At 35.8% G+C, this 14,724-nt stretch carries 9 protein-coding genes; 1 reads left to right on the top strand and 8 read right to left on the bottom strand.

What is annotated here, in order from left to right; all coding sequences use genetic code 11:
• Window positions 1-50: 50 nt before the first annotated feature.
• The 3 genes from LC419_RS11260 to LC419_RS11270 all read right to left on the bottom strand — a co-directional run bounded on the left by LC419_RS11260 (window position 51) and on the right by LC419_RS11270 (window position 4,126).
• The gene (locus LC419_RS11260) at window positions 51-935 is read right to left on the bottom strand and encodes a tyrosine-type recombinase/integrase (RefSeq protein WP_223607423.1); all 885 of its coding nucleotides are present in this window, start codon (window positions 933-935) and stop codon (window positions 51-53) included.
• Window positions 935-1,738 carry a tyrosine-type recombinase/integrase gene (locus LC419_RS11265; protein ID WP_223607424.1) on the bottom strand — a complete coding sequence of 268 codons (804 nt, stop codon included), beginning with the start codon at window positions 1,736-1,738 and terminating at the stop codon, window positions 935-937. Before LC419_RS11265 ends, LC419_RS11260 begins: the two co-directional genes overlap by 1 nt.
• 141 nt (window positions 1,739-1,879) lie before the next feature.
• Window positions 1,880-4,126 (bottom strand): CHC2 zinc finger domain-containing protein, encoded by a 2,247-nt coding sequence (locus LC419_RS11270; RefSeq protein ID WP_223607425.1) that lies wholly within the window; start codon window positions 4,124-4,126, stop codon window positions 1,880-1,882.
• A 90-nt stretch (window positions 4,127-4,216) separates the two neighbouring features.
• Here LC419_RS11270 and LC419_RS11275 point away from each other — a divergent pair, with 90 nt between their 5' ends.
• A complete protein-coding gene (locus tag LC419_RS11275) occupies window positions 4,217-4,624 on the top strand; it encodes a helix-turn-helix domain-containing protein (RefSeq protein WP_223607426.1) in 408 nt (135 codons plus the stop codon).
• Between the two features lie 100 nt (window positions 4,625-4,724).
• Here LC419_RS11275 and LC419_RS11280 read toward each other — a convergent pair whose 3' ends face one another.
• From LC419_RS11280 to LC419_RS11300, 5 genes are all read right to left on the bottom strand, one after another.
• Entirely contained in the window at window positions 4,725-5,162 is a 438-nt protein-coding gene (locus LC419_RS11280) for a hypothetical protein (protein WP_223607427.1), read from the bottom strand.
• A complete protein-coding gene (locus LC419_RS11285) occupies window positions 5,159-8,560 on the bottom strand; it encodes a DUF6443 domain-containing protein (protein ID WP_223607428.1) in 3,402 nt (1,133 codons plus the stop codon). Before LC419_RS11285 ends, LC419_RS11280 begins: the two co-directional genes overlap by 4 nt.
• A gap of 8 nt (window positions 8,561-8,568) precedes the next feature.
• Window positions 8,569-11,907, bottom strand: a complete 3,339-nt coding sequence (locus tag LC419_RS11290; protein WP_223607429.1) for a hypothetical protein — start codon at window positions 11,905-11,907, stop codon at window positions 8,569-8,571.
• A 4-nt stretch (window positions 11,908-11,911) separates the two neighbouring features.
• Entirely contained in the window at window positions 11,912-13,513 is a 1,602-nt protein-coding gene (locus LC419_RS11295; protein ID WP_223607430.1) for a T9SS type A sorting domain-containing protein, read from the bottom strand.
• Window positions 13,514-13,834: 321 nt separating this feature from the next.
• Window positions 13,835-14,653, bottom strand: coding sequence for a DUF2314 domain-containing protein (locus LC419_RS11300; protein WP_223607431.1), 819 nt, complete (start codon window positions 14,651-14,653; stop codon window positions 13,835-13,837).
• Between the last annotated feature and the right edge of the window lie 71 nt (window positions 14,654-14,724).

Raw genomic sequence — 14,724 nt, forward strand, 5'->3', positions numbered from 1 at the left:
TGAGCTTTGGAGGAAAATGTCTTTTTTATTTGGAGGGTGGGATATTTAATTCAAAATGCAAGCGGATGGAACTGGTTAATCGCTGTTTGTAATGCATTGATTCCGGTTTCTTTGTATTTCTCGGTTGTATCTGCGTGTTTGTGACCTGCAAAACATTGTACTTTTCTTAAGTTTTCGCCCTGGTCTAATTTCAGTTTGATAACGCTTTGTCGGATTTTTACACTTGTCAATTTCTTTGTAAAACCTTTCTGATACGTTGATACTAAATAATTAATATCATCTTTTGTAATTGCTGAACCGAGTTTATTCAGTAGAAAAAAAGAAGTTTTTTGTCTTTGTAATTTTGTTCTATCTTCCTGTAAATATTGATAAAATAATAGTATTTGTTCTGCTTTTAAATCTAATATTCTTTCGTTGGTAATTCCTGTTTTCTGAACTTTTATTTTTGCATTTTTCAGATCTAAATTTTCAATCTTTAATCTTTCAATTTCTCCAACCAATAACGCCTGATTTACCAGTAAACTCATTATGATTTGGTTTCTCTTTTCTAATATCGGATAACGTTCTTTTCTTGGTTCTAAAAGCTTTTGTAATTCCTTTTCTGTGAGCAGTTCCTGTAATTGTATCGGGTTTTCTTTGCCGTCTTTTATCCTGATATTTCCTGCAATATTAGTTTTTATTTTCCCTGTTTCTACTAAATAATCATAGTATTTTTTGATCGCATAAATAGTTCTTTTTACGCTTTGTGGAGTATAGCTTTTTCTTAAGTATTCTACATATTCCATTAGGTTTTGATAGCTCAGTTTCTCCGGATTTTTATTATGCTTTTTAAACTTTTCTATTTCGTAGAGATAGTTTTTTACAGTTCCTTCAGATAATTCATTTTGCAGATAAGCCCCTAAATCCCCAAAGGGGACTTTTTTATTATTTCCCATTAATTCCTAAACTTTATGTGTGTATAAATCTGTGTGGTTCCTAAATATTCGTGTCCTAAAAAATCCCGTACTTTCTCCAGCTCCATTCCCTGTTCTAATAACTGTGTCGCAATTGTATGCCGTAAACAGTGCAATGTAAATCCTTTGTTTTCCAATCCTGTTTTCCGGAGTAATTTTCTAAATTCTTCGTAAGGGTTTTGGGTGATCAGTTTTTCGTCCTGGTTCCGGACTCTGGTTTCTAAAAATTTCTCAAGATCTTTTTTAACCTGTTTGGTAAATGGGATTACTCTGCGTTTTTTGCCTTTTCCTTTTTTGATGTAGAGTAGATTATTTTCTAAATCAATATCCTTAATCTTTAGTTCTGATGCTTCGCTTCTCCTCATTCCGCACGCATAACACAGATGTAATATGATGGTTTGTAATCCGCTGCTTTTATTGTATAATCTTCTGATTTCTTCGTCTGTAAATACTTTTCTCTCTTCTGATTTCGGAGTTTTAATTTTCAGCTGGTAAGGATTGAGTTTTATGGTTCCGGATCTTTGTAAATATTCAAAGTAGAGTTTGATGGCTAATAAAATAGAGTGGAGATAATTGTCGCTTAAAGGCTTTTTGGTTCTCGGACTTATGACCGTTTTCAGATAACTGTAATAATCTAAAATATCTCCCGTTTGTACTTCAAAATTTTCTTTCCGGATATATTTTAAAAACTTTGCAATCTGATTTGGATAGGAGTTTATAACGGTTTTACAATACCCTAAATTCTGTAATTCTTTTCTAAATTGTAGTATATTTTCTTCATCCATTTGTATTAGTATGACGGTTTTGCTTTTGTGTTTTCTGTGGAAAATGGGAAACAAACGATTTTTTACTATAACCTATTGATTTTTAATAACTCTTGTTTCCGTTTAGTTTCCGCTAGCTTCCGGACTTTGCAAGTCAGGCAATTATTTATTCTTAACTTTTAAACCTTCTATGATTTTATGGAAGTGGTCTTTTAATTCCTGTCTGACTTTTCCGATATCGTCGCTGTAGCCGATTTTATAGGTAAATCCTTTGTTTACAAAACCTTTCTGTTTCAGATATTCCAACCGTACCAATTCGTTCAGATAAACCTGCAATTGGCTTTTCTTAAAACCTGTATATTCCATTGCTTCGAACCTGTTAAATTCTCTCTGTTCAAAACGTTTCTTCAACTTCTCTAAAAACTGTCTCAGGCTTCCGTCCAGCTCATCAATCTTCAAAATAATACTCTCGAATAAAATCTCAATTCCCTGTTCTAAATCTTCGATTTCTGTGATGAGTTTTCCGTCATCGGTCTGTTTTCTCTGATATTGATTTAGGATGGTGATTTGCTTGATAATGCTTTGTACCATTTCGTTCAACCGCCTTTTATTCTTCACTTTATCGGGCAACTGGAGTTCCATTGCGTAAGGGTTTACCACTTCGTAACATTTCAGATTCTTGACCAATTTCTGTATAAAATGGATAGCTTTCTGCTCGTTGTTCCTGTCTATCATTCCTGCATTTTTCAGGTTCTGATAGTCAATGATTTTCCTGGTCTGCTCCTCGCTTTCGTTGATGGCGACAATAAAACTTCGATTCATATTATCCTCATACAATTCGCCTTTTGTAGTTGCACTTAAACTGCTGAACTGTCCTTTTACAATTTTATGGGAAGATTTATTATTTCCCTTTTTATCCTTGATGGTTACGGAACTTCTTAGAACTTGGTTCGATATAAATTCTCTCAGCGCATACAATGCATCTTCCTTTAATCCGTCCAAATCTTCAATGATGATAATCTTTCCGTGTAAATCAAATTCTCCCCAATTGTATAGACTTGATTCTGTAATTCTCGTAAATCTCAGTACATCTTCTTGTGGCATTAAATCTGCAATCCTGCTTATAATATGGGTTTTTCCACTTCCCGAACTTCCTTGTACAATTCCGTGCAATGGACTTTTATTTAGGTAACTTATCGTAATCAAAAACAATAATAATCTGCTGTTTTCTTCGCCAATAATTCCGGCTTTTTCAATTAACTGATTTAAGGATTTTAGTAAGTCTTTCTGCTCTAAAAAGTCGATTGCTGTTTTCGGTTCTGCTCCTGGTACTGTCTTTGGCTCCGCTTCCGTAACTCTTATTTTTTCAGATGAAAGAAAAATATCGTTTCGATTCTTTAGTAATTCTATAAATATTTCTTCATTGTGGAGCTGTAGCGTTTCGTTTACATCATTATTAGGAAGTTCAATTGTAGAGACTTTGTAATTCTTAAATTCTTCGGCATATTTCTTAACTGCCTTTTTTCCTGCATCGTCATTGTCAAAACAGAAAATAATTTCTTCCAAATTCTCTAAACTTTTTATTGAGTTTAAAATCTCTTCATTCAATCCATTTGTTCCAAAGCAACTTATCAGACTATAATTGTCCCTGATTTCTTTTATCTGGAGTAAACTCGCACAATCGATTATTGCTTCTGTTAATATCAGTTTTTTAGTTTCCTTTTTCGGATAGTTTGGATAGATTCCTTTTCGGTCTTTCAGATAATAATGCTTGGCTTTATCATTGTTTAAAATGCTTCTGAAGTATAATCCTGTAACTTCGTTTTTCTGATTTCTAAGTGCAAAACAGATACACCATTTCGCAAAAGGACTAAATCCCTTTTCTCCGGTTCTGCTGTTTATCAATCCTTTGTCCTGTAACAATCCAACTTCTAAAGCCTGTCTCAACAATTCTTCCGTTTTCCTTTCCCCGTGATGGAACTGGGCAGAGTTGTAGCCGATTTCTAAAATTGAGTTGTCAAGATTTCTCTTTTCCAAATATTCCTTTGCTGGTTTGCTGTTGCTTATCGCATTCCTAAAATATTGGAACATATTGGTTAGGAACTTTTCTCTGCTTATCTCTTGATTTCCGGAACCTGGATTCAAAATCTCTCCAGCTTTTTTTATCGCTTCGTGCTTTGATAAATTCTCCTTGTGCATTATAAAATCTATCACATCCATACTTTTGCCGTGGGTCTTGCAATTGGAAGAAAAACAATAAGCCGTCTGTGTTTTGTAGTAAACCTGCATACTCGGCGTTTTGTCCTCGTGGAATGGACAGCACATTTTAGAACTCTTATCCGGCTTTAAGCCGTAATACTGCAAGATAGTAGCAATTGATAACTGGGATTTTATTTCAGAGATTTCCATAGAATAAAAGTTTTTGACTTTTTTTACAACACAAAAAAGATATATTAAATTGTATTATTATACAATATATAAATTTACCTACTTCTAAATATGGAAGTATTTGCTAAATTTGTTGTAGTAAAAGTCAACAATATGAACGTCGGGGAAAATATCAAAAGAATAAGAACCGCAAAGAACCTTTCCCAAAAGGAAGTAACGATAAATGCAGGTTTAGATACTGCGCAATACAGCCGTATTGAAAACGGCAAGACAGACCCGTCCGTAAATACCTTGGAACGCATTGCCAAAGCTTTGGGAATAACACTTGCAGAACTTTTTGCCTCTACCGATGAACTCAAAGAGATTAATTCTCTCGATAAATCCCTGATGGAAAAAGTAGCTCTGATGGAAAGTCTTTCCGATGAAGAAAAACAAACAATCTACACAATGCTCGACGCTTTTATAGGTAAACGAAAACTTAAAGATGCACTCTCAAACGTGCTACAAGATGTAAAATAACAAAGCCAACTTCTAAAAGTTGGCTTTTCTTTTTATTTCACCCGTTTGCTTTACAAAAGCAAACTAGCATATGTCAATGAGCGGGGGGCAATTATTATTCTTATCTTTCCATAATTTTATAATCAATAACAGTATACTTATTATCTTTAGAATCTATTTGAACATTTATCACAATACCTTCTATTTTATAATCAAAAGTAAGGTTTAAGATGCTTCCAGATTGAGTTACGTTTAATAGTCTTATTAAATTTCTATTTCTATGTTCCATTCCTTTTTGAAGAATTTTAACGTGTTTAGAAAATAAGTCAAAATATTCACTATCATTAGGCTGTAAAGGATACAAACTATAAAATGATATATTATTTCTATCTGGAATTTCCAAATGCAAATATGGTTTAAAATTTTTTAAATCTAGAGCTTTTTCAATAATTACAATATTTACGGTATAAGTATCCTGAGTACTTTTATACTTATCGACATTATTCTGAGCAAAACAAGAATAATTTATTATTAAAACTAAAAAAAATAGTATCCTCATGGCGTTGTTGGTGTTATCGGGATTGGAGTCGTTGTAGTAGAAGTCGTTGGTGTTGTAGTGGATGTAGTAGTTTTTGTTGTATTTTTCTTATTTTCAAAATCTTTTCTTGCAGCATTCATATTAGATTCATCAACAATTCTTCCAAAGGAATCTTGCTCCATTTGCTCTCCTTCTTCACCAGGATAATCAACATTATCTTGATCATCACCTCTATGTGTATTCTCATGTAATATCGTCACTCCTGTCAAAAAATCGTAATCTTTCTTGTCTTCTCCTTTTGCTGCATCTTGTTTCTTTAATAAATCTTCGTCTACACGTATCTCATTTGAACTAATACCTGGTGTGAACTCACCATAAGCACCACTTAAATTTGCTACTTTAATAGTTGGACCTTTTCCATCTTTTAAATCTTCTTTTAATTGTTTTAAATCCAATTGACCATATTTTAAAACTGCAGCCTGTACATCCTTATCATTTATCATTTTTCTCATTTCTCTAATAGCTGCTTTGATTGCTCTCTTTTGTTCTTTAGTAGCATTAGGATCTATAATAAATCTTCCATCAGGATCGATAAACCTTATCGGATTGTTTACAGCATAATTATACGGCGACCAACGTCTGTATAATTCCGCCAACGGGTCAACAACACCCCATCTCCCAATATCCGGCATGTAAAATCTCGCGCCATAATCATACATTCCGGTCTCTTGCAACTCCTTGCCGTTGTACTTATAACTGTAATATCCTCCAAAATTAGAACTGCTCAACATGCCCTCAATATGGTTCAACCCAAATGGATAATAGTTATTGGTATCTGTTACTTCAACAGCTCCTTCGCTGTTTTTGGCAAAACTAACTCTGGCATTTCCCAGGTGGTCCCTGTACTGGTAAATATAACGGTTTTCTGTGAAACTGTAAAATCCTTCAGCAGTTGGGACAAAATCCAGTTTCCATTCCGGGGTTCCACCAAGACCGGGAAATGTTTTGCCCACATTTTCATAGGCCTGCTCTTCAAAAGCAGATTCTGTTCTGCAGCCCAGACAGGGTTGAAACCCATCTCCCGAATCAATATAGCTGTACTGGAAACCATCCAGATAATCTGTCATTCGTGTTGTAGTTGTGGTCCCTCTTCCATCTCTTCTGCTGGTATAGATTTTTTTCAGCTTGGTTCCGTCTGCACGGTAAAGATAACCAAGACTAGAGCGGACAGTAACCCCCATCGTGTTCTGTACAATATCAAAGGTGTCTGGCAGGCTTAGATAATTGTATGTAATGGTTTGGATCCCTTTATCTTTCATATTGATCATATTCCCGTTCAGGTCATAATCAATGATATTGTTTCCTCCTTCATATCCTGTATCATTTAAAGAGCTTTCAATCACCTGATTCAAGCGGTTTCCAATATATTTATACTCAAGATCATCCACCTGTGTGGATGTTGAGCCAAAAACAGGAAGGGCATTTCTTTTTAAGAATGAAATATTTCCATTTAAATCGTAGGTTAAACGTTCATCAAAATTCTTATTGTGAGGATTGGTAGTCTCCGGTTCTGCGTATTCGGCATCGGTTAACCTGTTGAGTTTATCATAGGTGTAGTTGTATCTTTTCAGATTATTGACCGTTGACATATTCCAATCAATTTCAGCAATATTCCCATTGAATTTTCCTGGAGAAATACTATTGTAAACAGGATCTGTATATTTTACTTTATATCCAAACAGTTTTCCATTCAAAGCTGCAGGATCATTAATCTGGGTCATCCAGCCTCTGATATTGTATTTGTAATCTAAGCTTTGAAGCGGTGATCCAACACTAATTCCTCCGACTTTTTTGTTTTCAAGCTGGGAAAGCTCGTTGTACTTATTCTGAGCAAGAATCTCTTCAGGGTTCCCATCTACCTGGTGCTTGTGAACAAGCATTCTGTTTTGATGGTCATACGTGAAGGTTTCGGTGATGACTTTTTCCGTATCTGTGGCCAGTCTTTTATGTTTGGTAATAACGGTCTGTGCAACCCCTGCAAAATCCAGTTTAGATTCTGTTTTGGTATACCCTCCAAGATGATTAATGGAATAAGTGCTTACTGGCCGGCCTTTGGTATCGTAGTAGGAGTAGTTCTTCGTCCAGTTATCATCTTCGATATTCTTGACCATGCTCATCACAGCAAGTCCTTTGGTGCTTCTGTTGTCAGAAGAAGGTGTTTCTGTTAAAATCGGCTCACCCTGAATAGTAGAAGGGAAAGGAGGATTGAAGCCATACCCCTGAGGATAGGAGTCATAATAGTTAACGGATAAAAGTGTATCTACGTTTAGATATACACTGGTATAATAAACGGTTATTCCATTCCTTACGAAACCCGTTAGATGTCTGGCATCATAAATAACCAGATCTGCAATCTGATTTTGCAAGGCAGTTCTACTACTGGTATTGTTTACTATTCCCGTATAAGCCACTCTCCCCAACATATCATATTTGGTCATCAGCCATTTGTTTTGTGAGGCCATCACAGCATCCTGAGTAAGAAGTAGTCGGTCTGCTTTATCGTACACCATATATTCCCAGCCTTTGCCCGGAAGTTTCTTTTCTACAAGCCTGCCTCTTCCATCATAGCGGTATTGATAGCACAAATCATTCAATAAAGTTTCTGTTATAGCTTTGTTGACAGCCAATGGCGGAACGACCACAGCCAGCTGATTATATTCGTTATAAACATAGTAGGTATCTGCATAATCTGTTTCATTGAGCATTTTTCTCACCAAAACGGTTTGTCCCTGACCATTTTTAAACTCTGTTGTATTATTTCCATCTTCATCCAGAACGGTATTTTTGTACAGTTGGTTAGGTTCGTAGACGGAAAGAGTTAATGTTGTTTTGGTAGCTCCGTTTTCCCAAATTGTATGAGGAACATATTTAAATACTTCATTGTTTACATTAGCATTGTAATAAAACTTTACAGGTTTATCATTCCAGGCATTTCCAACCTGAGTCTGAAGAAGAATCCTGTCTAATGGAGAGTTTTCCAATACTTTTTCTGAATAGATCTTTTCCGATCCGTAAATATCGGGTTGGGTAGCATTAGCTAATGACGAAGGGACAATTCCTCCATTTTGAGTTCCGGTCTGAGGAACGGGTAGAAAATCATAGATCTGTCTTCCGAACTGGTCGTATTCTATATGAGTAACCACATCTCTTCCTAAAGGCGAGGCTTTTACATTAACAACCTGTTTGGGTCTTCCAAGACCATCTATATACTGTACGGTTTCAGACGTTTTTGTAGGCTGACCACCGGCATTATAATCAAGATAAGATTTGGAATACACATAGTTTTCTCCCTGGGTAAGCTGTGCATGAGCTGAATGACCCATCAGCAAAGCCCCGATGGGAATGATTATCTTTTTCATGTCTGTGTTTAGTTTTTATAGTTGTATTGGTATTCTTTCAGCACTTTTCCATTCACGTCAATCACTTTTTCAAGTCTGTTGGCCGTATCGTATTTGTAAAGCTCTCTGATTCCGGATGGCGGGGTGATGCTTCTTACTCCAATTAACGGATCGCAGGTATAGGTACTGATCTGATAGCCCGATAATGCAGAATTATTTCTGAACAAATCTAAAGCCGCAACCAGAGACTGCTCTGAAGCATCGGTACCCAGTTGGGCATCATTATCTGAAGCACTGACAATATTGTCAATTAATGACTGAGCAATATCAGAAAGTTTAGCTCCTTCGATTTTGGCAATAGGCTGGCTTTTGTTGTAGCCCCAGATCACCGTTGTAGAAATTCCGCTTCTTGTGGTGTATTGCTGTATGTTACCCCTGGAATCATATTTATCGTAGGTAGCTTCTGTGGAAGGTACATTAGTCTGAAGATCATAAGAAAGCACAGATAGTGGCAGTACAAGAGAAGAGCTGTTGTTCGTTATCTCCGCTGTTGTTTTTGGATAAATCGTTTCTGTTTTTGATAACGTTTTTGTAGTACTTCCCATAGTTTGAGTGGTTGAAGTTTCCAGAGGAATAGCTACCATATTCTTACCGATCATCAGCTGGTTGCCTCTTTCATGAGCATATTGATAAGAGGTTTCTGTGACGGTATTGTCTGAACTTTTTACAGACACTGTTTTCACATTTATAGGCTTGTTAATATCTGTATCATAATATTCAGATTTCGTAACGGTTTCTATGACTTTATTTCCAGGGAAATATTCTGAAGTCTTAGATTCTATTTTTTCTACTTTTCCAGAATTAATTCCTATAATTGATTTAGTTAATAAATAATTTTGCACATATATGGGATGTCCCGCTTGATCATAAGTAACCCTTTTCGGAAACTTTGCTATATCCAAATTTAGAGCAAATCCCATCTGATTAGGATCTGCTGTTATAAAGCCTGCTTTTGGGTTTTTCAGATAATTAAATGCGTATTTATTGGTTTCAACTTTTAAAGTATCTTTTAATTTATTTAAAATAATATTCTTTTCCAGAAATCCATTTTTCCAGTCATCATAATTTGAATATACATTACTATACATCCTATCACTATCTAAATTATTGACCTGCGAAAAAACATTGATATTTTCTCCTAAATCATTGTATTCTGTCACCTGTTTGTAAGTAATAATGTCTGAAGAACCGTAGGTATTATAATTGGTACTTGAATTATTTACAACAAGATAGTGTTGTACAGCAGGACCATTTTGTAATTCTACTTCATTTGTTGCAGTCATCGTATATCTTGTTAGCAATCTGGTATATTGAAAAGGCATATTCAGAACTCCACTACTTTTATTCGTATTGGAAATTGTATCCAAGACTTCGTATTTATAATTATATGCATTTACAATATTATTTTCATTTTTATCTTCAATTTTCTTAATCCTAAGTCCACCAATAGAGACATTAGAATTAATGGTATTGAACTTTCCATATATAACACCTAAAGAATATCCACACTGACATTTACCGGTTCGAGATAAAGATACATTAATTGAAGTACCCTCAACAGGAACTTCAAATTCTGCAGGTTTTCCATTTGTTCCATAATTAAGGCCATTATATATTGCATTTCCGTAACAGGATGTGTCATGAACCTGATTGGTTTCATCATCTACATTATTTTGGCAGGTATTCCCAAATGTCAATTTCACTTTTGGGGAATCCTTTCCTTCAAGAAAGTTTGAAGGAATATTAACGGTCTGATTTACATTCCCAAAACCATCACTTAGACCTCCTGAAGGTTCACTGAGAACCGTAGCAAAATTGTCGATATACCCCCATTGATAATTTGTTTTCTTAAAAAATTTACTGGCATTTTCATAATACAAATTTTTACTTCCACCGGTTGGATACTCGATTTTATTTAAAATACCAATCTGTGTATAAGTAGGATTTGTATTACGGTCTCTTGTATGTCCGGGTTTTACTGTAATATTCTCAGATGTAATATCCGTATAAATCTGAGAAGGAAGATTAGCAGAGTTTTCACCGAACGTGGTAGCATTAATATATCCCCAATAATCATCATTATTAGAATTACGCGCAGGGAAAGGAATACTTTCATCATAATAGAACTTATAATAATTATTTTGTAATGCATCATAAACATTCGATAACTTCAACCTAAAGTTTTGAAAGTCATTTCCTGTGTTTGAAGCAAAATAGGAGAAATTCAGCTGATAATTCTTGATGATTTTACCATAATTGTCTTTTACGAGAATCTGTCGCAATGCCACACCGCCAGGCCCTGCAAGATCTTTTCTTATGTTTGTCCCGTCAGAAAATGGTAAACCGTCATTAGAATAGTTGAAATATATAGCTCCATCGGGAAAATTAATTTTTGTAATTAATTTTTCCATATTAACAACATAGCCAATATACCTTTCATAATCAGGTAAAGGTGGTGGGAACAATGCATTTGGATTGATAACTTTGGTAATGTCAATATTAGCTCTTTCCGTAATACTTTTTTCCTCATAAGAATATGATTTAGCATATTCAAATGAAATTTTCTTATTGTTTGGAGTTGTTATACTATCTATCTGATAAAGTGTTTGTGAGCCAGAACTTGTACTTCCCGGAACACCTGAGTCTAATAATGTAGAGTTCTTAATACTTAAAAAATAAGAAGCCCCGTCCGTACTTACAATTTTAATGTTTTTTTTATTATTTGTAGCAGTAATCAACAGATCCTCATGAGGAATTGTATGTCCTGTATCATTATTAAAAATAAAGCTTCCTCCTCCGAATGGAAGGGAATAATTGAACATATCGGGTCTTGTATCATATACGCCTTCATAATGATCATCTACTATTTGACGGAAATCATTGTCATACATGCCAATATTTGTAATATTAGAGTATACGGTATTGATATTTTTGGTGTACATTGAAGAATACTTGTCATCTTTATCTACAATATTCTGGTTGATACTGCCCGGAATATTTAAAGCCCAACCTAAGCCTGCAACACTGGCCACCTCATTTAATTTTATTCCCCCAGTATTATATGACAGGGAAACAGGAATATTAACTCCATCCACATTCACCGTATAAAAAGGAATATTGATATTGACTTTTCCTCTAAACATATCAACCGGAAGCTTTCCCACTTTGTCCATCGCATACGCATTTGCGGAAGTAGGAAAGGCGACAATATTTTTTTTCTGTGTGCTGTTGTCTCCAACTTGGGCAGAGATCTGGCTACTGCATAATATAATAATACTGTTGATTATTATCTTAAATATGTTTTTCATTTCTTTATTTCTTAATAAGTTTAGCATTCGCCGTTTTATTCCCATCCGTCTTTATCGTCACCAGGTAAGCCCCCTGAATCAGATTCTGAGTACCCAACTTCGTTACCTTATTCTTCGTCTTCAAACTCTGAAGTTGTCTTCCCCCCATATCATACAGCATAATATCCGCTTCTTTAAACTCGAATCCTATTTCCACATAAGCATAGTCTGATACCGGATTCGGATAAATTTTAATGTCCTGTTTTTCGATTAACTTATTGATCTGACTGTCTCCCAATTTCACAATCTTCCAGTTCTCTTTTCCAAGTTCTTCTGCGCTGGTTCCTGCCAGAATGATAGAGCCGTCTCTGTTTAATTTAATATCTGAAAGTCTTTCTTCTTTTTTCCTGGATTCTCCTTTGACATATTTTCTCCACTCTTCATTTCCATCCTGATTCAAATACAGCATCCAGAATGTTTCGTCATCTGTTTCTATTTTTCCCTCTGCCTGTGTATAGCCACCTAAAAGAATTCCTTTTGAAGATTTATCATCTGCAGAATGAAGGACGCTCATTCCCATTAAAATATCCCGGTTCTTGAAATTGAAAGATTTCTGCCAGATCTCATCACCTCTTTCATTTAAAGAGATCAACCATAAATCAGTTCCTTCTTCAATACCTACCGTTTTATTTCCTGATCTTTCAGATCTGGATTCTCCACCGATTATGTATCCTGCAGATGTTAAGGCCAATGTTCTGATATGATCATCTCCTTTTCCTCCGAAATTCTTTTCCCATTCTACTTTTCCGGTTTTGTCAAGCTTGACGATCCAGTAGTCTCCTTCACCGAAATTATCAGTAGACTTAGCGCTTCGGGATACAGGATACGAGGTTGCCGAAGAAGACTTATCACCAGAACCCGAAACCCGGATCTCGGAACTCCTCGAGTAAATTCCTAACAACGCGCCACCGTCTCTCGTAGGAATCATCTTTTCAACTTCATCCAAACCTTTTCCACCCAAAACAGTTTCAGAAAGTACTTTTCCATTTTTATCCAATCTGGAAATCCAAACATCTTTTGATCCGTACCCTTTAGATGAGTTTTGAACATTTCCGGTGACAAAAAATCCAAGATCCGTAGTTTGAATAACTGACCTGGCTTCCTCATCAGAAGCACTTCCCAATGTTTTCTGCCATAGCTCATCTCCGAATTCATTGATTCTGATCAGCCAGATATCAGATCCTCCTTTGGAATCTTCTTTTTTATCTAATCCTTTTCCGGAATAAGAAGTTCCGGCCAATAGAAATCCTCCTTCCTGAGTAGCTACAGAAGCTGAGAGGTAGTCATGATTTTGCCCTGAGAAATATTTCTCCCAGATCTGTTCACCTTGTTGGTTCAGTTTAATTAAATGGAAATCGTAACCGTTATTTTGCTTACTGCCTTCAGCCTGAAGCTTACTGCTGTGTATAGAGCTTCCGGAAATAAGATATTGCTGATCAATAGTCGTGGTCACTTGGCTTAGAAAATTCTGTGTAGAAGATTTAATGTCTTTCTGCCACAATACTTCCTGGGCAGAAAGCCCCAGAAGCGTGCATAAGGTCAATGCACCGGAATAGAATCTCTTCATCTATTTGTGTTTAAATTAATATTAGTTTTATAAATAGCGCGACAAATTTAACAATTTTTAACATATATAAAGCTCTCTAAACTGAGATTTAATAATGAATTTTATCAGTCTTTGTATGTTTGTTAATAATGTTATAGGTTAATGATGCAAAGATATCATGTGACTGCGACAGAACGTGACGTATTACAATGAGAGATGACCGGCGCTTGAGTGATGATGATAGAAAGAACTTATATAAAGGAAATTTGAGATGAAAACAAAAAAAAGAGAAACTGAAGCTTCCCTTTTATATAGACTGTATTTTAATTTAAAGTTGTGTTTTTACCCCTGTAAAACCGGAATAATATGCTCCCATTGCAGCTGTTGCGCATAATCAAGGGCTGTTTTTCCGTTTTTCGATTTTACATTTTTGTCGGCTCCGGCTTCTAAAGCAATTTTTACAGATGTTAAATTTCCGGCAATCGTTTCTCTGTGAAGAAGAGTAAGGCCATTATCATCTGTATGGGCCAATTCATCGGGATATTCCTGTAGAAATTTCACGAATTCACCTTCCATATTTCTGCTCATAGGATGCTCTGTCAGATTTTCCGGTTTTTCCTTCTGCTCGTTCACGACGAGTATTTCATTGAAATCTCCGAAATCAAGCTGCCATGCATCATCATGCTCCTTTCTTTCATCTTCGGGCATATCGGCACGCATTTTATGAATCGTAAATCCGCCGTAAGTTTTCGGTAAAGGATTTTCAGATGAAGAGAACAGTTTGGAAAGGCCTTTCGGTTTCTTGGCTGCAGGCGTAATGGCAAACAACCAGTCGCTGATCTTGTTCAGGGGGATTTCAAAATAATCTCCGGCCTGTATATTGGTAAGTTCGTTAGGTTCGTTGATCAGAAATCCGCTTACGGTATCGCCATCAAAATCTATTTCATTGATCCACATGTGTTCCACAGTGTTTTCTCCCGTTTCAGGATCTTTCTGGCTGAATGATGCCTTCACACAGGCCAGATCAAGGCCCGGTATAATTCTTCTGTTTTCCCAGGACTGCTCCCGCCAGAAATATTTAAAGGTTTCTCTTGCTTTTTCATACGCTTCGATCATTTTAGGATCTTTCCCATCGGTAAATATAAACGAATTCTCTTCCATTGTGATTGGTTGATAGTTAACAGTTGATAATGATGCCGGGTTCAAAAGTGTTCTGAATCACTCTTAAACCC

Origin of the sequence: Chryseobacterium sp. OSA05B, assembly GCF_019970065.1 — a bacterium.
Taxonomy (GTDB): Bacteria; Bacteroidota; Bacteroidia; order Flavobacteriales; family Weeksellaceae; genus Chryseobacterium.